This is a genomic window from Shewanella sp. 10N.261.52.F9, from assembly GCF_041471165.1.
Taxonomy (GTDB): Bacteria; Pseudomonadota; Gammaproteobacteria; order Enterobacterales; family Shewanellaceae; genus Shewanella; species Shewanella marinintestina.
Genome location: NZ_JBFRNX010000018.1, coordinates 20,672 through 41,645, shown reverse-complemented (window position 1 = coordinate 41,645; position 20,974 = coordinate 20,672). Strand labels below are relative to the sequence as shown.

Here is a 20,974-nt window from a genome sequence, read left to right as displayed (position 1 = left end):
ATTCTTTTATAGCAGAATCAAAACAGTTATTAGCGTCAACATGGACGCGGGATGGAGCAGTTTGGTAGCTCGTCGGGCTCATAACCCGAAGGTCGTTGGTTCAAATCCAGCTCCCGCAACCAATTCTTTTACTAAAAAAATGGCGTGATATGTAGGCCAGCGAAAGCTGGTTTTTTTGTACCTAAAATGTGCTGATTTTCATCGGTTCAAGGCTAGGGTGTAGCAGTTTGCTAGTTCGTCGGGCTCAACTCTTTATTAAAGCTAAGTCGAAGGTCGTTGCTAAGCTCTTGTAAAAAGTAATCCAGCTCCCGCAACCAATTCTTATTTAAAGAATGACGTGATACATAGGCCAGCGAAAGCTGGTTTTTTTGTGCCTGCTATTTATGCTGTCTATATCTCTTTCATGAGATTTAGCTATATGGCAATAATAATCGAATGCGATTTATAAAATAGGGTAGGTAGTTGGAGTCAACATTGAAGGTCGTTGTATTTTTTCAACAACTTTAATCTAGTCTAATATCGGTGTTACGTCTCTACGCTCTCTAGTGCCTAACGTAGAAATAGTCGATATTCGATCGAAGGGCTAACTAACGTTAATTCTTGTGGTTAATGAAATGCTATTTGAATTTGAAACCGAAATTGATATTACAAATAGCCAAGGTTTAACCTTGGCTATTATTTCAACTCTAATTAGTTGTGCATTTTTGTGATTGTTGTTGCTAGCTCGTCGTAGTTTTTATGACAACTGCCACAGCTATCTTTTGCTACGTTCCAAGGTTGAACATATTGCCGATCTTCAGAAAAATTCTCTGGGCTATCTGAAGCATAATCAAGATTAATCTTAAAGAAGTGGTTACTCTTCGGCATGTGGCATGTTTCGCATTTTGCTGCCAATTCATGAATCTTCAGATCCGGTACGAAAGTTTTATTACCATGGCAGTCAGTACAGGTTTTTATCATTGCATCTTCGTGGCCAGGTTGGTCTTCATTTGCTTTAGAACGATGTGGGTTATGACAAGTATGACATGCCATTTCACGCTTCTTGCCTATAGCAACACCAGTATTAGCATCAAGGCCAATGAGCTGATCTCCTGCTAGACGGCCACCGTCAAAATACGGGATGGAACGGCCTCCAATTGTATCACCACCAAAATCTTGGTTATGTTCACTAACAAAACCTGGATAGTGGCGATTGCTTTTCTTTGAATGGCATTCTGAACAAGTTATAGCAAGTCCGTAACCCATATCATCTTTTATGAGATCTGAACGAAGTCGGCCTTTAGCCACCCGAGATATGTCATCTGGTGAACGTGTTTTAATGTGGATACTTCCCGCGCCATGGCAGGCTTCACATTGAATCCCTGCTTGATTATACGTACCGGCAAATCCTTTCAAGTCATCTTGACGGTGCGGATTTAGCTCTGAGTCAGCTGTAAAATCTTTCCAACCCGTAGAATGGCAAAGACCACAGTCAAACTGTTGTGAATCTGGCGCTGCATCGGGCTTATACCCTTGAATATGATTAATGGTGATATCATCCCCGTTTTGTGGGATGGATACGGCAACACCTTTACCTGACAAAATAAAACCGTCTTTATCTAAGAAGTTCGCCCAAGTATCGTATCCGCCAATAACATAGCTAATATCATCCCAGCTATTTGGTGTACCAAGGCTATTTGTAGCGCCGTACATAAGTTGAACTACGCTGTCGATATTACTAAATGGATATTCAGGAGCCTTTCCATCAACAATTTTGTTTAATTTAAAGTTATGACCAGTTTCAAAAAACGTCGATTTATCACTATGACAACTTACGCAAGTTTGGGAGCCAACAAAATCTGCAGTGGCGAATTGCGGATCAACTACGGTCACAGTGAGTTCTGTACTTGCTTTGGAACCATGTGGATCAGCAGCTGTATATTGAATAATGCTGGTTCCTACTTCTACAGGCGTAAATTGAATCGCATTGCCATGGATCGATGCAGTACCAGTCCCTTCAATTATGCTCATATCAGTAAGAGCTAGCGGTTCGCCTTCTGGATCAGAATCATTGGCTAACACATCTATACGTTCATGGGTCCCCAAATAAACGGTTGCGAAATCTGGCATCGCGACAGGCGGTTTGTTCTCTGGTATTGGAGGCGTCGATGTATCGTCACTGCCACAACCCGTTGACGCTACTGTTATCAGTAACGCTAAGCTCCCTAGTTTGAAGATTTTCATATCATCACTCTCTTTATCCATCGCAACTCTTTGGAGGCGACTAATTATGCCTTCGATGATTATCTTGAGCGCCAAAACGCTGCGAATAACCTCATTCGGCTGCTACACCTTAAGTATCTTTCCAGAAAGATACTAGATAGATTAAATCTTTCTAGCAAGGTATATTGGTTAATGAATTTATATAATTAGAGGTAGATCAGATGAGTAAGGGTATGGAAGACATTTTAAGGCTAAATCAAGCTAATTGGCCTGAATGTGCAGCAACATCATTTCCAGCCTTATTGCGTCTCACGCAGGTGAATAATATTTTTATTCAAATTATCAAAGACTGCGTCGAGTCTTATGATCTACAAAGTGCTGATTTTAATCTGTTGTCTTGCTTGCGACGTAATCCAGAACCTTATGTTTTGTCACCTACCGAGCTTTATCAAAGTATGTTATTTAGCTCCGGTGGTTTAACTAAGGTGCTAAATCGATTACAAACAATGGAATTAATTGAAAGGTTGGATAACCCCGAAGATAAGAGAAGCAAACTGGTTAAATTATCGAGTAAAGGTAAAACTTTAGTAGAAGAGATCATGCCAGTATTACATAAACATGAAAAACGTATGCTTGAGACTATTACGCCTGAAGAATTAGAGCTCTTAGATCAACTAATGCAGCGGATCAGTTCAAGCATGGACAGAGGGGGGCAAAGCTTTCTGCGCTGTATTCGATTTTCTGGAACAGACTAGTTGTACGACCCTATGTGTTATAACGCAACAAACACTAGAAAATTGAAAGGCTAACTCGATAATTGAGTTAGCCTTTTTCTTTTACGTTGTATTACAGAGCTTAAATAGCTGAGTGGATTACACCTTGTTTTTGAATGTATCGTAAGCGTGCTGCAAACATGATAGCCGCGGCAGTTAAGCCTGCAATCAAACCTATCCAGAAACCTTGTGCACCCATGTGCGGCACAATAATATCAGTACGCGCCAAGGTATAACCTAATGTCATACCTACGCCCCAATATGAAACAAGCGTAATGTAGAAAGCGCTACGGGTATCTTTGTAACCACGCAAGGCACCGGCTGTCACAACTTGTATTGAATCTGATAATTGATAGATAGCAGCAAAGAACATCAAGCTACCAGCCAAGGTTATTACGTCTGGATTGTCGTTATATAACAGTGCAATTTCGTTTCTAAATAAAATTGTAATGACAGCTGTACAAGCTGCTAAAGAGAACGAAATGATCAGTGCAAGTTTAGTCACTAACGCCGCTATTTCTGGCTTATCTTGTCCTAAGTAATAGCCGACACGAATGGAAACGGCGATACCAAGCGATAGCGGTAACATAAATACAATAGACGAAAAGTTGAGTGCGATCTGGTGCCCTGCAACAACTGTAGCGCCTAAAGGAGCCAATAGTAGTGCAATGATTGCAAATAAACTCACTTCAAAAAATAGCGCCATTGCTATAGGGAAGCCATGTTTTGTCATATCAAACATAACTTTTGCATCTGGTAAGTGAAAAGATTTGAAAGGTGCCAGTTCTTTAAACTTTTTATGCAACTGCATGTAAATAACCATAGCGATAAACATCGCCCAGAACACTAACGCGGTCGCAACACCACAGCCTGCACCACCCATAGCTGGCATACCAAAGTGGCCATAAATGAAGATATAGTTAGCAGGGATATTGACTGCCAAGCCAACAAAACCAATCACCATAGTAGGTAATGTATAGGAAATACCTTCGCTACAACCTCTAAGCACTTGGTAAAGTACAAACGCAGGCACGCCCCACATAAATCCATTCAAATAACCTACGCCGAGACGAGCCATTTCAGGCTCAAGATCCATCATGGTAAAAATATTCTCAGCAAATGAGAGGATCAGCATCACTACAACGCTACCAATTATGGCAATATAGCCAGCTTGAAAGGCTAATGGCTGAATCGCTTTTTGGTTATCTGCACCATGATGATGTGCAAACACTGGAGTAAAGGCCATTAATAAGCCTTGAACAAATAATAGTGCAGGTAGCCAAAGACTTGCACTGATCGCAACTGCGGCCATATCGACAGCGCTTACACGACCCGCCATTACGGTATCGATAAAGCCCATCATTGTTTGGGTTACTTGGGCAATGAGCACAGGTAATGCTAATTGGACTAAGCGTTTGGCTTGAAAGCCAGAATGGTTCATGGGTACAGCCCTTAATTTTTATAACGAGAGAGAATTATGTTTACAGGTATAGTTCAAGCAACGTGTGAAGTGTTGGCGATAGATAAGAAATCAGGCTTAAATACGCTACAAATCGCAATTGGGCCGGATTTGCGCGAGGGACTTTCACTAGGGGCAAGTGTCGCAAATAACGGTGTATGTTTAACAGTTACAAGAATAGATGATGATAGGGTGTTTTTTGATGTAATGGAAGAGACCCTTAAGCTAACTAACCTATCAAAACTGAGAGTTGGATCACAGGTTAACATAGAGCGCTCATTAACCTTTGGTAGTGAGATAGGTGGGCACATTTTATCGGGTCATGTTCACACTCAAGCTGAGGTCGATTTTGTTAGTCAAACTGCTGAGCATTATGATATTCGTTTGAAGGTCGAACCTAAATGGATGAATTACATTCTGTATAAAGGCTTTGTTGGTGTGAATGGTTGCAGTTTAACTGTAGGAGAGGTGACTGAAGACACTTTTATGTTGCACTTAATTCCTGAAACCTTAAAGCTAACAAATCTTGATGGCTATGCTGCAGGAGATAACATCAATATTGAAATCGATAGTCAAACTCAGGCTATTGTCGACACGGTTGAGCGGGTTCTAGCAAAGCGTTTTGCTAGCTAAGTTTGAGCCACACAATATTAGATGTTGACTGTAGCTTACCGTGCACTAAAAAAATCGTTAGAGCAGTAGTCTTTTTAATAGATCTGCTCGTCATCTGAATCGATAAAAAACTCAATTTTATGCTGCGCCTCGTCCATATGTAGGCGCATATGAATAGGGTTACAGCAAACTCTGCAATCTTCGTAATAGTCCTGATCACCACAGGTCGCATCAATATTAATATGTTGATGGTGCCCACAATGCGGGCAGCTAATCGTCTTGTTAATAAACCGCATGGTTACGCTCCCATAAAACCAACAGCGCTTCGTCCTCCATCTACTGCAATAACTTGTCCTGAGATATAAGGTGCGCTGACTAAGTGAGATATTAGCTTGGCAATATCGTCTGCTTGTCCAAGCTTAGCTAAAGGAATCGCACTTAAAACGGCTTGTTGTGACTTCATATTAGATTGCTCTGGCCACAGAATAGCCCCAGGTGACACACCATTTACCCGTACATTTGGTGCGAGCTCTTGAGCTAATGACATTGTTGCCATTTCGAGTGCTGCTTTCGATATAGAGTATAGTCCATGATCTTTAAGTGGGCGTTTGCCATGTATGTCCAACAGGTTAATGATGCATCCCTTATTTTTACCCAGTAGGGCACTAAGTTTTTCTGCGAGTAGATAAGGAGTAAGTAGATTGGTTGCAAGTAACTGCTGAGCTTGAGCAAAGGAAGCGCTACCAACAGGAGTAGGGTAAAAACTTGAGGCATTGTTAATTAATACTTCTAGGTTGATAGCATGTTCGTTTATTTGCTTTGATAATTGTTCTATAGCGTTACTATTAGCAAGGTCTGCTTGGATCATGATTGCTGAATTAGCGCGTTTGGTGTTTAGTTTGCTACGCAATGCCTGCGCCTCTTCAAAAGATTTACCATAGTGGATAACGATATTGTAACCATCGTCATGTAGCTGAGTTGCTATAGCTAGACCAATACGCTTTGCTGCACCTGTAACTAATGCCCAATTTCCCATTATTTATCCTTAATATAGTGTTCTGCTATTTGTTGCTCGAAGAATTGGTTCTTATAGAAAATCAGATAGTAAGCGAATTACAGTTCATGCTCCACCTATAGCTGAGATAGGCACTTACAGAGAAGAGTTAACCTAGCGACAAAAATCAAGGCAGACATTCATAATGTTGTAGAGCTCACAGACTTCTTCTGTCGTCATGCTAATTCAACACGATAATTACTCAGCTCTTCTCATATATAAACGATTGTTTAATATGCAGTTGTGGGCATTGATGCGTAGCTTAAGTTAGACTAGAAACTTATTAAATTGAAAACTTGCATCGCAAGGCCGCTATCACTTAGAATTAGCCGCTTGCGCGCTGGATACCGCAGGCTACAGTAAGGTCTAGTCCCAGTGGCGTAAACCACACTTAATTTTAAAGCCAAGTGGCCCTACGTGGGGGTCACCACTGGAAAAGGAAATATCATGCCTGTTATTACACTTCCTGACGGAAGCAAACGCGAGTTTGCTCACTCTGTTTCTACTTTAGATGTTGCTGCCGACATTGGTCCTGGTCTTGCTAAAGCGTGTATCGCTGGTCGCGTGAACGGTGAACTAAAAGACGCATGTGATTTGATTGAAACTGATTCTGATCTTTCAATCATCACAGCTAAAGATGAAGAGGGTGTTGAAATTCTTCGTCACTCTTGTGCTCATTTGCTAGGTCATGCGATCAAGCAATTGTTCCCTGAAACCAAAATGGCTATTGGCCCAGTTATCGATAATGGTTTCTACTATGACATCGACTTAGACCATAAGTTGACTCAGGAAGATATCGATGCGCTAGAAAAGCGTATGGCTGAACTTGCTAAAACTAACTATGCGGTTGATAAGCGCGTTGTTAGCTGGCAAGAAGCGCGTGATACATTTGAATCTCGCGGTGAAGTTTACAAAATGGCGATTTTGGATGAGAACATTCCAAAAGACTCTACGCCAGCACTGTATCACCATGAAGAATACATCGACATGTGTCGTGGCCCGCACGTACCAAACATGAAGTTCTGTCAGAACTTTAAGTTGATGAGTGTGGCTGGTGCATACTGGCGCGGTAACTCAGATAACAAGATGTTGCAACGTGTATACGGCACAGCTTGGGCTGATAAGAAAGCCCTTAAAGTGCACCTTAACCGTCTTGAAGAAGCGGCGAAGCGTGACCACCGTAAAATTGGTAAGCAGTTAGACCTTTACCATATGCAAGAAGAAGCACCGGGTATGGTGTTCTGGCATAACGATGGTTGGAGCCTGTTCCTAGAGCTTGAGAAGTTTATTCGTCAAAAGCTAGGTCAGTACACTTACCAAGAAGTAAAAGGCCCATTAATGATGGACCGTGTACTTTGGGAACGCAGTGGTCACTGGGACAAGTATTCAGAAGCGATGTTTACTACTAGCTCTGAAAACCGCGAATATGCAGTTAAGCCAATGAACTGTCCTGGTCACGTACAGATCTTCAACCAAGGTCTTAAGTCATACCGTGACTTGCCATTGCGTATGGCTGAGTTTGGTTGTTGTCACCGTAACGAACCATCAGGTTCATTACACGGCCTAATGCGTGTACGTGGTTTCACTCAAGATGATGCGCATATCTTCTGTACTGAAGAACAAGTTCAGCAAGAAGTAAGTGCATGTATCAAGATGGTTTACGATACATACGAAACATTCGGCTTTAGCAATATCGTTGTTAAGCTTTCTACACGTCCTGAAAAGCGTATCGGCGATGACGATATGTGGGATCGCGCAGAGGAAGCTCTTAAGCAAGCATTGACTGCTAACGATATTGAATTTGAAATTTTACCGGGCGAGGGCGCATTTTATGGTCCTAAGATTGAATTTACATTGCACGATTGTCTAGACAGAGCGTGGCAATGTGGTACAGTGCAGCTCGATTACGCGTTACCTGGTCGTTTAGGTGCAACTTACGTTGCTGAAGATAACAGTCGTCAAACACCTGTTATGATCCACCGAGCGATTTTAGGTTCGTTAGAGCGCTTCTTGGGTATTCTAATTGAGGAGTACGCAGGCAAATTCCCTGCTTGGTTGTCACCAGTTCAAGTTGTTGTAATGAATATTACCGACAAACAGTCGGATTATGTCGATAATGTCGTCAATATATTCAAAGAACATGGAATTCGTGCAACTAAAGACTTGAGGAATGAGAAGATAGGCTTTAAAATACGCGAACATACCTTAAGGCGTGTGCCTTATCTGTTGGTCGTAGGTGATCAAGAGATGGAAAATAAGGAAGTAGCGGTGCGTACCCGTGAAGGCGTTGACTTAGGTAAAATGCAAATCGAAGAATTTGCTACTAAGCTCAAGAACCAGATTTCGCTCCGTAGTCTCAATTTGTTGGAGGATTAGGTCATAAAGATCAAAAAAACAGCAGGGCGCCAGGCGGCCCCGAACAGAATCAACGAGCTCATCGTTGGTGTATCTGAAGTCCGTCTAAACGGTTTAGATGGTGAGCAGTTAGGCATCTTAACTATTAAAGAAGCACAAGAAGTTGCTGATGAAGCCGGTGTGGATTTAGTAGAAATTAGCCCTAATGCTGAGCCGCCAGTTTGTCGTGTTATGGACTACGGTAAGTTCCTTTTTGACAAAGCAAAAGCTCAAAAAGAACAAAAGAAGAAGCAGAAAATTGTACAGGTGAAGGAAATTAAATTCCGTCCCGGTACAGACGAAAACGACTACCAGGTAAAACTACGCAACCTGACTCGTTTTCTAGAAGACGGCGACAAAGCGAAAGTAACGCTGCGTTTCCGTGGTCGTGAGATGGCTCACCAAAGTTTAGGTATGGATCTTTTGAACCGTATCAAAGCTGATTTGGAAGTCATAGCAGTAGTGGAGTCTTTCCCGAAAATGGAAGGTCGCCAAGCTGTTATGGTTCTTGCGCCGAAAAAGAAATAGTAAGGCAACCTTAAAAGTAGTAGGGGCCTCTTGAGGTTTCCTACTCGCCTTGCGTTTTATTAATTGTCCCAATGCGGAGTTTTAGCAATGCCTAAAATGAAAACAGACAAGGGTGTACAAAAGCGTTTTAAGAAAACCGCTAACGGTTTTAAGCGCAAGCAAGCCCATTTACGTCATATTTTGACCAAGAAGAGCACTAAGCGTAAACGTCACTTACGTGCAAAATGTCAAGTAGCTAAGTCTGATGTGCCAGCAATCGCACGTCAACTACCATACGCTTAATTAAAGGAGCAATGAACAATGCCTAGAGTTAAGCGTGGTGTAACCGCTCGTGCTCGTCACAAGAAAGTACTTAAATTAGCTAAAGGTTATTATGGCGCTCGTAGCCGTACTTACCGTGTTGCTGTTCAAGCAGTAACTAAAGCTGGTCAATATGCTTACCGTGACCGTCGTCAGAAGAAACGTCAATTCCGTCAACTATGGATTGCACGTATCAATGCGGCATCTCGTCAAAATGGTCTGTCTTACAGCCGTTTCATTAATGGTTTGAAAAAAGCATCAATCGAAATCGACCGTAAGATCCTGGCTGACATCGCTGTTTTCGATAAAGTTGTATTTGCAACTTTAGTTGAAAAAGCAAAAGACGCTTTAGCTAAGTAATTAGTTTAGAATCTTTCGAAAAGGGAGCCTTAGGGCTCCCTTTTTTTATATCTATAATTCGGCGTTATGTCGTTTAAGAGTATGGGTTGATGGGGCACAATGCAGCTGTTTTGTCGCTGTGCCGAGCAAACCTTGTTGTACGCTTTAACCTTTTATACTGATTAATTAGAGGGCTTTAGCAATCTTAAGGTACGTGGCGAACTGGGCTTACAAATGGGAGGTTGATAAATTGATTTCGTTATCAAAATTGTTCATTTATGCAATTTTAGCCAATAAAAAAGCCAACTATTTCAGTTGGCTTTTTCAATTATAGCTTTAAGGATTACTGCGCGTCTAAGAAGCGCTCTGCATCTAATGCAGCCATACAACCAGTGCCAGCAGAAGTAATTGCTTGACGGTAATGTTGGTCCATTACGTCACCTGCGGCGAATACGCCTTTAATGCTAGTTTGAGTCGCATTGCCATTTAGGCCGCTTTCTACTTTGATGTAACCATTGTTCATTTCAAGTTGGCCTTCAAACATAGAAGTGTTTGGCTTATGACCAATAGCAACGAAAACACCAGCAACTTCTAGGTCGTTAATTGCACCATCTTTGGTGCTCTTCATCTTAAGACCTGTAACACCCATTTGGTCGCCAACAACTTCATCAAGCGTGTTGTCTAAGTGAAGCACGATATTACCGTTCTCAACTTTATCCATTAGGCGCTTAGTTAAGATCTTTTCACTGCGGAAGCTATCACGACGGTGAATAAGGTGAACTTCAGATGCGATGTTACTTAGGTAAAGAGCTTCTTCAACAGCAGTGTTTCCACCACCGATCACGGCAACTTTCTGGTTACGATAGAAGAAACCGTCACAGGTTGCACATGCGGATACACCGCGACCTTTAAATGCCTCTTCTGATTCAAGGCCAAGGTACATAGCTGAAGCACCTGTAGAGATGATTAGCGAATCACAAGTGAATTCGCCATTGTCGCCTTTAAGCTGGAAAGGGCGCACATTAAGGTTCACTTCGTTGATGTGATCAAAAATGATTTCAGTTTCAAACTTTTCAGCGTGCTTTTGCATGCGTTCCATTAGTGCAGGACCTGTCAGGTCTTCAGCATCACCAGGCCAGTTTTCAACTTCAGTGGTTGTTGTTAGCTGGCCACCTTGCTGCATACCTGTGATCAAAACTGGCTTTAAATTTGCGCGAGCAGCGTAAACTGCTGCTGTGTAGCCTGCCGGGCCAGAGCCCAGAATAAGTAGTTCACAATGTCTAGCTTGGGTCATTAGTTTCTCCGTTCCTTAACGAATGCGGTACAGCAAGGGGAATTGCTTCCCTCTTGTTTTTACGAATTGCTGCGATTGTATGGAATTTCCGGAGGCTGGTAAAGCTCTGTCTTAGTGTTTAACCTTGCAGGAAGTTAGCTTATGTAGTGATATTTGACGGTTTTTGTTGGGTTTAAGCTGCTCCTTATCACATTTTGGTTTATTCTATACCGCAAAGAAAGACAGTTGGCTTGTTTGCAGTGTCAAACTTACAGAGTCATAACCTAAAGCTAAAAGAAAAAGGAAGTGTTATGCGCATTACCGCGAATTTTGATAGTGGCAATATTGAAGTTATCAATCTAGATAACAAAGATGATGTTCAGTTAGCGATCCGTCCTGATGAAGGTGGTGAGTTTTTTCAATGGTTTAACTTCAAATTAGAAGGGGTTGTGGGTAACCAATATACGCTTAACATCGTAAACGCGGATAAAGCTTCGTACACTAAAGGCTGGGAAGATTATCAAGCGGTTGCCACTTACGATAGACAAAACTGGTTCCGCTTACCGACAGAATATGTTGACGGCAAGCTTTCAATCCAAGTTGAGCTAGATTGTGATGCGATTCAAATTGCCTATTTCGCGCCTTATAGCTACGAACGTCACCAAGATTTGCTCGCTGCCGTGCAAGTACACCCACAAGTTAGCCTAGAACATTTAGGTTTAACTTTAGACGGTCGTGATATGACCTTGGTTAAAATCGGTGATGGCGATGAAGATAAAGCCAACATCTGGATCACTGCGCGTCAACATCCGGGTGAGACAATGGCTGAATGGTTAGTCGAAGGTTTGATGAATAACCTATTAGACAGTGACTGCCCAACGGCGAAAGCATTGTTGGATAAAGCTAACTTCTATATCGTTCCAAACATGAACCCAGACGGCAGTGCCCGGGGGCATTTGCGTACAAACGCTGTGGGTACAAACCTTAACCGCGAATGGAAAACGCCTTCTTTAGAGAAGAGCCCCGAAGTTCTGTACGTAGTTAATAAGATGAAAGAAACGGGCGTCGATTTGTTTTACGATGTACACGGTGATGAAGGCCTGCCATATGTGTTCCTTGCAGGCTGTGAAGGCGTACCAGCCTTTACTAAAGAAGATGCTGCGCGCCAACAAGCGTTTGTTGATGCTCTACTGATGGCGAGCCCAGATTTCCAAGATAAGTTTGGTTACGATAAAGACGAGCCTGATCAGGCAAACCTAACAGTCGCTTCTAACTGGGTTGCTCATACATTTGGATGCCTTTCAAATACCCTTGAAATGCCATTTAAAGACAATGCCAATATGCCAGATCTAATGGCGGGTTGGTCACCTGAGCGTTGTATTTATCTAGGTGAAGCTTCATTGATTGCAATGAATGCTGTCGTTGATAAACTTAAATAAGTATTTGGGATAAGCTAAGAGGTAGCCAATGGCATTAGTTAATTGTCCTAGCTGTAATAAACGTATCTCAAGTATGGCCAAAGAGTGTAACCACTGTAAGGCAAGCATCTCTGCTGACAATGAAAGCCTAAAAGTGATCAGTCATATTAAGCGTTCTAATCAGTTAATGAATCAGAGTTTTTTAGCGTTGACCCTTTTTATTGGTGGCGTAGTGACTTGGTTTTGGGGCGGAGAGCCTGCAGAAGGAGCTCGTTCTTATGTTGCTGTAGGCGCATTTTCTCTAGGTTTTGTGGGCTACTTGATCACTCGTGTACAAATTGTGCTGCATAAACGGAAAAAAGTATGACCGATATAAATAAAGTTATCGATGAAATGCCTGATGAAGTCTATCAGCGTCTATTGAGTGGCGTAGAGCTTGGAAAGTGGGAAGATGGCACCTTGCTAACACCTGAGCAGCGCGCATCGACTCAACAGGTTGTTATGCTCTATCAAGCTAGACGATTACAACAAACCGACCACTTCACAATTAATAGCGATGGTAAAGTGAACGAGTTGTCGAAGTCTGAGCTTAAAAAACAGTTTAAAGGCGAGTCAATCGCAGAGTTCAGCCAAGACGAACTGTAATTTAGTCGTTTAATTGAGCCTTCTAATAAAAAAGCCCTAGAAATATAAAGGGCTTTTTTATTGTTCTTCATGCACTGATAATCAGGTTTAATCAGAGGTGAGTTCACCAGCAATTGAAGTTTTCATTGCTGTACGGATTTCTTCAGGGGACATATCGGTTGATAATAGATAATGCAGCTTTGTCAGCGCGGCTTCGGTCGTCATATCATAGCCGCTTATAACACCAGCTTCAGCTAATGCATTACCTGTTGCGTAACCATCCATATTCACGCGCCCCTGCATACATTGGGTTAAGTTAACTAATACTATGCCACGTTCATGTGCATCTTTTAGCGTTTTAAGCAATGCGGGCGTTTGCGGCGCATTACCAACGCCAAAAGTCAGGAGAATAAGTGCTTTCACCGGTTGCTGTAGTATATTGGCAAAAATCTCAGTATTGATCCCTGGATAAAGAGTCACGACACCAATTGGCTGTGGACTGATCTTAGCAACACTCAGCGAAATATTATTATCTATTACAGCGCGCTTTCCCGCATGCCAACGGATCTTAATCCCGGCTTCTAACAAAAGCGGAAAGTTCGGTGACGCAAAGGCGTTAAAGCCATCTGCGTGTGCTTTTGTTGTGCGGTTACCTCTAAATAGCTTGTTATTGAAAAACAAACATACTTCAGCCACAGGATAATTAGCTGCAATATATAACGCGTTTAAAAGATTGGTTTGACCGTCAGATCTAAGCTGCGCGAGCGGAATTTGTGAACCGGTTACTATGACTGGCTTTTGTAGGCCTTGAAGCATAAAAGACAGTGCTGAGGCTGTAAATGCCATAGTGTCAGTGCCGTGTAGAATAACGAAACCATCATATTTATCATAGTTTGCTTTAATATCATCCGCGATCATTTGCCAATCAGTTGGCTTCATATTCGATGAATCAATCAGTGGAGCATATTCACTAATTACAAAATCAGGCATTTCATCATGGTAAAACTCAGGCATTGCTTTTACGCAGCCAGTTAGAAAATCGGCAACAGGTGCAAAACCGTGTTCGGTTTTTTGCATTCCAATGGTGCCGCCCGTGTAGGCTACATAGATTGATCGTTTAGTCATTTGATTTTGTTTTTTAGTTTTAGATTAAATCACGGTGCAGGGATTATATACCTAAAGCCATGATAGATGCAGGGGATAACACGTAATAATCCTACATGAGGCGCACTAAAATTCTATTTTGATAAACAGCAGCGTTAAAATCTCTAGCGCTTACGTTATGGGTTTAAATTTAGATGTAGCAAATTTGCTATAAATAGCTGTAATTAAACGGATGTTTAGTTGTAATGGTTCTGAGTAATAAAAAGCCCTGCGATTGCAGGGCTTAGTCATTTTTTTAGTTGGGCACTAAATAGAATTTAATAATTGCAGGTATCGCAGTAAAGGTAGACCCCATTTGGATCATCAAAAGATTTAAACTCTTCAATTACGGTAGACCACTGACTGAGTATTGTTTCAAGCGTGCTAGATTCTGTCACACTAGCGGGTATGTAACTCGCTGCTGAAGCAAACATCTCTTGAACAAATTGTTCCTGTGGGCTGAGCTCCTTTTCTATGACTTCAGTGTCATATTGCTCCATCGATGCCATCTGGGCTGCTTTTGTCACTGCATCTTGGAGTTCTCCAAGATCGTCAACAAGTCCGAGTTCTAGAGCTTTACGACCCGTCCAAACGCGGCCTTGAGCTATGCTATCTACCTTTTCTAAGGTCATATCACGTTCAGTTGCGACTAGTGAAATAAAGTCATGGTAGCCACGCTCAATATGGCGTTGTATAACCGCTTCAATTTGAGGCGATAAACCTTTAGTGACAGAAAAGCCTGCCCATTCAGAAGTTCCTACACCATCAGTATGCACGCCTATACTCGCAAGTGAATCTTCAAAGGTTGTGATCATACCAAATATGCCAATAGAACCGGTTAAGGTAGTTGGTGTTGCATAGATATAATCAGCGCTTGCAGAAATCCAATATCCACCAGATGCAGCATAACTGCCCATACTCACAATTACTGGCTTGTTGGCTTCTTTTAAAGCTAACACTTCTTGTCTTATTTGCTCGGAAGCAAAGGCACTACCACCAGGGCTGTCAACGCGTAGTACAACGGCTTTTATTGAGTCGTCAAAGCGTGCTTTTCTGAGTAGTTGTGATGTGCTTTCACCGCCTATTTGGCCAGCAGGCTGTGAGCCATTTAAGATATTTCCTTTAGCGACTACGATTCCGACCTTGTCATTTAAGCTTAAAGTAGGATGGCTATGGGTTACTGATAAGTAGTCATAAAAGCTTACATGCTTATAAGATTCGCCATCAGCTGACTTACCGACAGCGTCAACCATAGAAAGTCTAAACTCTTCTGCTGATTTAAGTCCGTCAACCCAGTTCATGTTTAAAGCCATTTCAGCTGACTGGCCGTCCGCTTTGTCTAATTGCTTCAAATATTCATCGGCGCTTAAAGACAAATCGACGCTATTAATGCCACGATTTGCTGCTACGGTGTCTGCATAGCTTTTCCATAGGTCATTTAGTAGCATTAAGTTTGCTTCTTTTGCTGCATCAGACATGTCGTCGCGTATAAAGGGTTCTACGGCCGACTTAAAGGTACCCACTCTAAATACGTGTGCGTTGATCTTTAACTTTTCTAATGCTGACTTAAAATACAAACGGTAGCGGCCTAGACCTTCAATTTCAACACTACCTTGAGGGTTGAGGTAAACCTTATCAGCGAAGCTGGCTAGGAAATATTGGTTTTGACCATACCAGTTGCCGTTTGCGACAACTGTCTTGCCACTTGCTTTAAATGACTCTAGCGCATTACCGATGGATTGTAACTTGCTTATCCCTGTGCCATTAAGCATGCCAAGATCTAACACCATTTGGCTAATCCGATCATCGGCTGCAGCATTATTGATAACAGTTAATACATCGGCGAGTAAAATTTCACCGCTACCATCTGTTTCATTACCACTTTTCATTGCAGCTTCTATTGGATCGACTTGACGCTTTTGATCAACAATAATCCCAGACAGATTGAGTACCAGTGCAGAGCCATTTTCAACTTCAATCGTGTCATCAGCGGCTAAAGTGACGATGATGATAGCAATCAAACCAAAGAACACTAGATTAAGAAATAGCTTTCTTAATCCATTAATGGTATTCCACGTAAGTAGGAACATCCTTTTAAAAATTGAGGGTTTAGTGGACATCTGCCACTCCTTTATCACTTAGTTGGCATAATGCTAACTGAAATCCTTAAGGAAAGGAAAACTCAATTGTAAAGGAATCTATTAACGCGCTTATTGAGCTTATTGTTTACTCAGGGTATGCTGAATTAAATCACTTGTTTAAAAAGGATGTTTGAATGTCGTTTCCGCATTTATTAGAACCCTTAGATCTGGGATTTACCCAGTTAAAAAACCGAGTATTGATGGGATCGATGCATACAGGTTTGGAAGAAGAAAAGGGCGGTTTTGAGAAACTGGCAGCGTTTTATAAAGAGCGTGCGCTTGGTGGTGTAGGATTAATTGTAACTGGTGGGATCTCCCCAAACCTCAGGGGCCGTTTGGCACCTAATGCTTGCCAGTTGAGTTTTCCTTGGCAAGTTAAAAAGCATACCAAGGTTACCCAAGCGGTGCACGAGGCCGGTGGTAAAATATGTATGCAGCTGCTCCACGCTGGCCGTTATGGTTATCATCCGTTTTCTAGTGCACCGAGTAAAATCAAATCACCTATTACCCCGTTTACACCTTCAGCCATGTCAGCAAGGCAAGTTAACGGAACAATTAAAGATTATGCGAGTAGCGCAGCGCTTGCAAAGAAAGCTGGTTATGACGGTGTAGAGGTAATGGGAAGTGAAGGTTATTTGATTAACCAATTTATTAGCTCACGCACCAATAAACGTGATGACAAATGGGGCGGAGAGTTTAAAAATCGCGCCCAATTCCCAATTGAGATCGTTAAGAGTATTCGTGAGAAAGTCGGCAAAGACTTTATTATTATATTCAGGCTGTCCATGCTCGATCTGGTCGATAATGGCTCGACTTGGGAAGAAGTTGTTCAGTTAGCTAAATGGTTAGAACAGGCTGGCGTAACTATTATCAATACTGGCATAGGTTGGCACGAGGCCAGAGTACCGACAATTTCAACCAGTGTTCCACGTGGCGCTTTCGCATGGGTAACTGAGCGCTTAAAGCAAGAAATGTCAATTCCTCTTGTTGCGACTAACCGGATTAATACTCCAGAAATTGCTGAGCATATTATTTCATCGGGTCAGGCAGATATGGTGTCTATGGCTAGACCGTTTCTTGCTGACGCAGATTTTGTGAATAAAGCTGCAGCCAACACACCTGAGCTTATCAATACTTGTATAGGTTGCAATCAGGCTTGTCTTGATCATACCTTTGCATTAAAGCGTGCAACATGTTTAGTGAATCCTCGAGCATGTTATGAGACAGAGCTTAATTTTACCCCTGCGCAAACGAAGAAACGTATCGCTGTAATGGGCGCAGGCCCTGCTGGTATGGCATTTTCTATTTATGCAGCCACTCGTGGTCATGAAGTGGTTCTGTTTGAAGCTAAATCAGAGGTCGGCGGCCAATTTAACCTTGCGCGTAAAATACCGGGCAAAGAAGAGTTCGATGAAACCATTCGTTACTTCCTCAACCAGATCAAATTACACAAGGTTGAACTTAGATTAAATACTCCTTTAGACGCCAGTGTCGTGCGGGATGAAAAGTTTGATGAAATCGTTATGTCATCTGGTGTTAAACCGCGTGCTATCGATTTACCAGGTTTTGATAATCCAAAAGTAGTTGATTACCAAAAGGTGCTTAATGGTGAAGTCTCAATTGGTAAAAAAGTGGCCTTAATTGGTGCCGGTGGTATTGGTTTCGATATTGCACATTACCTTTGTGAGTCAGAATCTTCTACACTCGATTTAAATCGCTGGCTAAAACAATGGGGCATCGACAAAGACTATAAAGAAGCCGGTGGTTTGACTGCTCCTGTCCCCGAAGAAAAGCACCGTGAAGTTTATTTGTTGCAGCGTAAAACGACAAAAATAGGTAAAGGTTTAGGCAAAACGACAGGATGGATCCATCGTACAGTGCTAAAGCAACACCAAGTTATGACAAAAGTAGGTGTAAGTTACGATAGGTTTGACGAACAAGGCTTACATATTAGCGTTGATGGGAAAGCAGAAGTACTCGATGTTGATAATGTGATTTTATGTGCAGGCCAGGTATCCAATACTGAACTTGTTGATGAAATGAAATCAACCGGTTTGCCTGTGCACTTAATTGGCGGTGTTGACGTAGCAGCAGAACTTGATGCCAAGCGTGCAATTCGTCAAGGAGCAGAGCTCGCTATAACACTTTAAAATTTAAAGTTTAAAAATTCGCTTAATGAAACCTGCTAACGCTCTTGCATTAGCAGGTTTTTTATTGGCTTTTTTATTCATAAACTCACACTTGCTTCACAGCTACTTCGTTATCTTGTCATTGGTATTACTTAGTATGGACTACAATATTAATAGCTAATATTGACGTAAGCATTCATTTATGAAAGGAAGAATTCTATGAGAAAAGCAATATTAATCAGTGCACTGTTATTTGCATCATCTAACGTTTTGGCTGCACCGAGTTCAGAGAAAAGTGGCGGGTTTATTGGACCAAGCAATGTTAGTGTTAAGACTGTTGCTGTCGCTTTAGAAGCAAAGGACGATACTCAAGTCGTACTTACTGGCTATATTGTTGCGGGCTTAGGGGACGAAGAGTACAAATTTAAAGACAATACTGGTGAAATCATCATTGAAATTGACGATCAAGATTGGAATGGCGTAGAAGCAACGCCTGAGACCAAAGTTGTTCTACAGGGGGAGGTCGATAGTGGCTGGTCTTATACGGTAATCGATGTCGATACGATTAAACTCGCTAAATAAGTGGCCGCGAAGCATGATGGCATAAGAGCACTCGCTGGCAGAAGTTTAGCATCTCAGTTTTGACACTTGAACTTAAAGCCTATTAAAGATTAATGGGCTTTTTACCAATTGTACTTAGTTAATACTGTCTGCTCTAACTTGTTAGTTTTAGAATGAAAGGATCTCGCTGTATCAAAGCAACTTGTCTTTAAAATAAATCAAAGCCTTTTGCTCATAACGCCAGCTAAGCAACTCATCCCATTTTCGACAATAATGTTTGTGTTTTGCGAACGGCTTGTTTTCTCATAAACTTAAAACGCTTATAAAACGATGTACTCGTTGTGGCGTTACTTAGCTAAAACAGTAGCTATAAAATAACGAGTATACTTAATTGATTGCTTACCGAAGTTGTAAACTAATGAACTAAGAGTTTGAGGGGAATGTTTGCTTAGCCTTGTATTGATGGGTTAACAGACGTCACTTCGCTCTTTTTAGTTGATTTTGGACTGGTTACTCGTACCACTACTTCAGCGCCTTCTGCAGAAAGGGCTAAGTCAATATCTCCATCAGGCATGCAACAGCAGGGCAGGCACTCGTCAGCTTCTAATTCGACTAAAGGTTCTTTAAGATAAGTGACCTGACCACTAATGACTTTAGTTTTGCATTGACCGCAGAAACCACTGCGGCATTCAGAGAATATCTTCACTTTCTTCTGTTCAAGTGCTTCTAGCAATGTCTGGTGCTGCTGATTAAACAACAACACAGGCATGCCTTGAAGGCTCACAATTGGAGCCTTCTTAAAGCTAGCTTGGCTAAAGTTGATAGGCTTAAAGGTCAAAGTCTGCGAACTCATCTTCATCTATTGATGAATCGATTTGCCCAACAAGGTAAGAAGAGACTTCTACTTCTTGAGGCGCAACTTGTACTGAATCACTTTCTAGCCAGTTCTTCATCCAAGGAAGTGGGTTACTTTTCTCTTCATAAGGAGAGGCAAGGTTTACCGCTTTCATTCGCTCAGTAGTGATGTACTCAACGTATTGACAAAGAATGTGCTCGTTTAGACCAATCATTGATCCGTCTTTGAATAGGTATTTAGCCCACTCTTTTTCTTGTTCAGCAGCTTTTACGAAAATATCGATCGCTGTTTGCTCACACTCTTTAGCAATTTCAGCCATTTCTGGATCATCTTTGCCGCCGTGCATTATCTTCAAGATATGCTGAGTACTATTAAGGTGCAGTGCTTCGTCACGGGCGATAAGGCGAATAATTTTTGCGTTACCTTCCATCACCTTTCGTTCAGCAAAGGCGAATGAACAAGCAAAACTGACATAGAAGCGAATCGCTTCTAATACGTTTACTGACACCATACATAGGTAAAGCGCTTTTTTAATTTCACGCTTAGTGACTTCAATGACTTCGCCGTCGATTTCATGGTTACCTTCACCTAAAAGGTGGTAAGCCTGGCTAAGTTTGATCAGGTGGTCGTAATAGTTCGCAATATCACTGGCGCGCTTTAAGATCTCTTCGTTCTCTACGATATCGTCAAATACGATTGAAGGGTCATTAACGATATTACGAATAATATGCGTGTAAGAGCGGGAGTGAATGGTTTCAGAGAAAGACCAAGTTTCAATCCAAGTTTCTAGCTCTGGTAGAGATACCAACGGCAAGAATGCAACGTTTGGTGAACGGCCTTGAATTGAATCAAGTAGCGTTTGATATTTTAGGTTTGAGATGAAGATATGTTTTTCATGCTCTGGCAGTGCAGCGTAATCGATTTTATCGCGGCTAACGTCGACTTCTTCTGGGCGCCAGAAGAATGAAAGTTGCTTTTCAATTAGCTTTTCAAAAACTTCATATTTTTGTTGATCATAACGCGCTACGTTAACTGACTGCCCAAGAAACATAGGCTCTAGCATTGCGTTGTTTGGAGTTTGACAAAATGTTGAATAGGCCATTTTTCTATCTTCCGATAATGGGGGCTGCGCCCCCTTAAATTAACGTTTAATACTAATGATTAAAAT

General features: G+C 41.8%; 20 protein-coding genes and 1 tRNA gene. 12 read left to right on the top strand and 9 right to left on the bottom strand.

Annotated features, from left to right (window positions below):
* Window positions 1-45 precede the first annotated feature (45 nt).
* Window positions 46-122, top strand: a tRNA-Met gene (locus tag AB4298_RS13035).
* A 568-nt stretch (window positions 123-690) separates the two neighbouring features.
* Here AB4298_RS13035 and AB4298_RS13030 read toward each other — a convergent pair.
* Complete coding sequence (locus tag AB4298_RS13030; protein WP_371987058.1) at window positions 691-2,244, bottom strand: Ig-like domain-containing protein; 1,554 nt, start codon at window positions 2,242-2,244, stop codon at window positions 691-693.
* A 179-nt stretch (window positions 2,245-2,423) separates the two neighbouring features.
* On the opposite strand from AB4298_RS13030, the gene AB4298_RS13025 reads away from it, so the two are divergent.
* Window positions 2,424-2,957 carry a MarR family winged helix-turn-helix transcriptional regulator gene (locus AB4298_RS13025; RefSeq protein WP_371987057.1) on the top strand — a complete coding sequence of 178 codons (534 nt, stop codon included), beginning with the start codon at window positions 2,424-2,426 and terminating at the stop codon, window positions 2,955-2,957.
* A 100-nt stretch (window positions 2,958-3,057) separates the two neighbouring features.
* On the opposite strand, the gene AB4298_RS13020 is transcribed toward AB4298_RS13025, so the two are convergent.
* Window positions 3,058-4,365: an MATE family efflux transporter gene (locus AB4298_RS13020; RefSeq protein WP_371987060.1), complete on the bottom strand. Its 1,308-nt coding sequence runs from the start codon at window positions 4,363-4,365 to the stop codon at window positions 3,058-3,060.
* Between the two features lie 87 nt (window positions 4,366-4,452).
* Here AB4298_RS13020 and AB4298_RS13015 point away from each other — a divergent pair, with 87 nt between their 5' ends.
* Window positions 4,453-5,067: a riboflavin synthase subunit alpha gene (locus AB4298_RS13015; RefSeq protein ID WP_249000772.1), complete on the top strand. Its 615-nt coding sequence runs from the start codon at window positions 4,453-4,455 to the stop codon at window positions 5,065-5,067.
* A 74-nt stretch (window positions 5,068-5,141) separates the two neighbouring features.
* On the opposite strand, the gene AB4298_RS13010 is transcribed toward AB4298_RS13015, so the two are convergent.
* Window positions 5,142-5,342 carry a CPXCG motif-containing cysteine-rich protein gene (locus tag AB4298_RS13010; protein WP_012277111.1) on the bottom strand — a complete coding sequence of 67 codons (201 nt, stop codon included), beginning with the start codon at window positions 5,340-5,342 and terminating at the stop codon, window positions 5,142-5,144.
* Between the two features lie 2 nt (window positions 5,343-5,344).
* Window positions 5,345-6,082 (bottom strand): pteridine reductase, encoded by a 738-nt coding sequence (locus tag AB4298_RS13005; RefSeq protein ID WP_371987056.1) that lies wholly within the window; start codon window positions 6,080-6,082, stop codon window positions 5,345-5,347.
* 465 nt (window positions 6,083-6,547) lie between these two features.
* Here AB4298_RS13005 and thrS point away from each other — a divergent pair, with 465 nt between their 5' ends.
* From thrS to rplT, 4 genes are all read left to right on the top strand, one after another.
* Window positions 6,548-8,476: a threonine--tRNA ligase gene (gene thrS / locus AB4298_RS13000; RefSeq protein ID WP_371987055.1), complete on the top strand. Its 1,929-nt coding sequence runs from the start codon at window positions 6,548-6,550 to the stop codon at window positions 8,474-8,476.
* A gap of 3 nt (window positions 8,477-8,479) precedes the next feature.
* The gene (gene infC, locus AB4298_RS12995; RefSeq protein ID WP_220764059.1) at window positions 8,480-9,022 is read left to right on the top strand and encodes a translation initiation factor IF-3; all 543 of its coding nucleotides are present in this window, start codon (window positions 8,480-8,482) and stop codon (window positions 9,020-9,022) included.
* 87 nt (window positions 9,023-9,109) lie between these two features.
* Complete coding sequence (rpmI, locus tag AB4298_RS12990; RefSeq protein WP_012155497.1) at window positions 9,110-9,304, top strand: 50S ribosomal protein L35; 195 nt, start codon at window positions 9,110-9,112, stop codon at window positions 9,302-9,304.
* A gap of 18 nt (window positions 9,305-9,322) precedes the next feature.
* A complete protein-coding gene (rplT, locus tag AB4298_RS12985; protein WP_012155496.1) occupies window positions 9,323-9,682 on the top strand; it encodes a 50S ribosomal protein L20 in 360 nt (119 codons plus the stop codon).
* Window positions 9,683-10,004: 322 nt separating this feature from the next.
* Here rplT and trxB read toward each other — a convergent pair whose 3' ends face one another.
* Window positions 10,005-10,955, bottom strand: a complete 951-nt coding sequence (gene trxB, locus AB4298_RS12980; RefSeq protein WP_249000775.1) for a thioredoxin-disulfide reductase — start codon at window positions 10,953-10,955, stop codon at window positions 10,005-10,007.
* Window positions 10,956-11,245: 290 nt separating this feature from the next.
* On the opposite strand from trxB, the gene AB4298_RS12975 reads away from it, so the two are divergent.
* The 3 genes from AB4298_RS12975 to AB4298_RS12965 are packed head-to-tail and all read left to right on the top strand — an operon-like array spanning window position 11,246 to window position 12,997.
* Window positions 11,246-12,373 (top strand): M14 family metallopeptidase, encoded by a 1,128-nt coding sequence (locus AB4298_RS12975; protein ID WP_371987053.1) that lies wholly within the window; start codon window positions 11,246-11,248, stop codon window positions 12,371-12,373.
* A 28-nt stretch (window positions 12,374-12,401) separates the two neighbouring features.
* On the top strand, window positions 12,402-12,719 hold the full coding sequence (locus AB4298_RS12970) for a zinc ribbon domain-containing protein (RefSeq protein WP_371987051.1): 318 nt from the start codon (window positions 12,402-12,404) through the stop codon (window positions 12,717-12,719).
* Window positions 12,716-12,997 carry a YeaC family protein gene (locus tag AB4298_RS12965; RefSeq protein WP_249000778.1) on the top strand — a complete coding sequence of 94 codons (282 nt, stop codon included), beginning with the start codon at window positions 12,716-12,718 and terminating at the stop codon, window positions 12,995-12,997. The genes AB4298_RS12970 and AB4298_RS12965 overlap by 4 nt, the downstream gene beginning before the upstream one ends.
* A gap of 87 nt (window positions 12,998-13,084) precedes the next feature.
* On the opposite strand, the gene ansA is transcribed toward AB4298_RS12965, so the two are convergent.
* Together ansA and sppA are read right to left on the bottom strand one after the other, a co-directional pair.
* Window positions 13,085-14,101, bottom strand: coding sequence for an asparaginase (ansA, locus tag AB4298_RS12960; protein WP_249000779.1), 1,017 nt, complete (start codon window positions 14,099-14,101; stop codon window positions 13,085-13,087).
* Window positions 14,102-14,397: 296 nt separating this feature from the next.
* Window positions 14,398-16,239, bottom strand: coding sequence for a signal peptide peptidase SppA (sppA, locus tag AB4298_RS12955; protein ID WP_371987049.1), 1,842 nt, complete (start codon window positions 16,237-16,239; stop codon window positions 14,398-14,400).
* A 155-nt stretch (window positions 16,240-16,394) separates the two neighbouring features.
* On the opposite strand from sppA, the gene AB4298_RS12950 reads away from it, so the two are divergent.
* Together AB4298_RS12950 and AB4298_RS12945 are read left to right on the top strand one after the other, a co-directional pair.
* Entirely contained in the window at window positions 16,395-18,410 is a 2,016-nt protein-coding gene (locus AB4298_RS12950; RefSeq protein ID WP_371987048.1) for an oxidoreductase, read from the top strand.
* Window positions 18,411-18,608: 198 nt separating this feature from the next.
* Window positions 18,609-18,971 carry a YgiW/YdeI family stress tolerance OB fold protein gene (locus AB4298_RS12945; RefSeq protein ID WP_371987047.1) on the top strand — a complete coding sequence of 121 codons (363 nt, stop codon included), beginning with the start codon at window positions 18,609-18,611 and terminating at the stop codon, window positions 18,969-18,971.
* Between the two features lie 427 nt (window positions 18,972-19,398).
* Here AB4298_RS12945 and yfaE read toward each other — a convergent pair whose 3' ends face one another.
* Together yfaE and nrdB are read right to left on the bottom strand one after the other, a co-directional pair.
* Window positions 19,399-19,809 (bottom strand): class I ribonucleotide reductase maintenance protein YfaE, encoded by a 411-nt coding sequence (gene yfaE, locus AB4298_RS12940; protein ID WP_371987046.1) that lies wholly within the window; start codon window positions 19,807-19,809, stop codon window positions 19,399-19,401.
* The gene (gene nrdB, locus AB4298_RS12935; RefSeq protein WP_249000784.1) at window positions 19,778-20,908 is read right to left on the bottom strand and encodes a class Ia ribonucleoside-diphosphate reductase subunit beta; all 1,131 of its coding nucleotides are present in this window, start codon (window positions 20,906-20,908) and stop codon (window positions 19,778-19,780) included. Before nrdB ends, yfaE begins: the two co-directional genes overlap by 32 nt.
* Window positions 20,909-20,974: the final 66 nt, after the last annotated feature.

Excerpts from the sequence above, each read along its gene's own strand:
- sppA (WP_371987049.1), bottom strand. The coding sequence starts at position 16,239 with ATGTCCACTAAACCCTCAATTTTTAAAAGGATGTTCCTACTTACGTGG.
- AB4298_RS12945 (WP_371987047.1), top strand. The coding sequence starts at position 18,609 with ATGAGAAAAGCAATATTAATCAGTGCACTGTTATTTGCATCATCTAAC.
- AB4298_RS12965 (WP_249000778.1), top strand. The coding sequence starts at position 12,716 with ATGACCGATATAAATAAAGTTATCGATGAAATGCCTGATGAAGTCTAT.
- AB4298_RS12970 (WP_371987051.1), top strand. The coding sequence starts at position 12,402 with ATGGCATTAGTTAATTGTCCTAGCTGTAATAAACGTATCTCAAGTATG.
- AB4298_RS13010 (WP_012277111.1), bottom strand. The coding sequence starts at position 5,342 with ATGCGGTTTATTAACAAGACGATTAGCTGCCCGCATTGTGGGCACCAT.
- AB4298_RS12950 (WP_371987048.1), top strand. The coding sequence starts at position 16,395 with ATGTCGTTTCCGCATTTATTAGAACCCTTAGATCTGGGATTTACCCAG.
- trxB (WP_249000775.1), bottom strand. The coding sequence starts at position 10,955 with ATGACCCAAGCTAGACATTGTGAACTACTTATTCTGGGCTCTGGCCCG.
- AB4298_RS13025 (WP_371987057.1), top strand. The coding sequence starts at position 2,424 with ATGAGTAAGGGTATGGAAGACATTTTAAGGCTAAATCAAGCTAATTGG.
- nrdB (WP_249000784.1), bottom strand. The coding sequence starts at position 20,908 with ATGGCCTATTCAACATTTTGTCAAACTCCAAACAACGCAATGCTAGAG.
- rpmI (WP_012155497.1), top strand. The coding sequence starts at position 9,110 with ATGCCTAAAATGAAAACAGACAAGGGTGTACAAAAGCGTTTTAAGAAA.
- yfaE (WP_371987046.1), bottom strand. The coding sequence starts at position 19,809 with ATGAAGATGAGTTCGCAGACTTTGACCTTTAAGCCTATCAACTTTAGC.
- AB4298_RS12975 (WP_371987053.1), top strand. The coding sequence starts at position 11,246 with ATGCGCATTACCGCGAATTTTGATAGTGGCAATATTGAAGTTATCAAT.
- AB4298_RS13030 (WP_371987058.1), bottom strand. The coding sequence starts at position 2,244 with ATGGATAAAGAGAGTGATGATATGAAAATCTTCAAACTAGGGAGCTTA.
- ansA (WP_249000779.1), bottom strand. The coding sequence starts at position 14,101 with ATGACTAAACGATCAATCTATGTAGCCTACACGGGCGGCACCATTGGA.
- AB4298_RS13015 (WP_249000772.1), top strand. The coding sequence starts at position 4,453 with ATGTTTACAGGTATAGTTCAAGCAACGTGTGAAGTGTTGGCGATAGAT.
- rplT (WP_012155496.1), top strand. The coding sequence starts at position 9,323 with ATGCCTAGAGTTAAGCGTGGTGTAACCGCTCGTGCTCGTCACAAGAAA.
- AB4298_RS13005 (WP_371987056.1), bottom strand. The coding sequence starts at position 6,082 with ATGGGAAATTGGGCATTAGTTACAGGTGCAGCAAAGCGTATTGGTCTA.
- thrS (WP_371987055.1), top strand. The coding sequence starts at position 6,548 with ATGCCTGTTATTACACTTCCTGACGGAAGCAAACGCGAGTTTGCTCAC.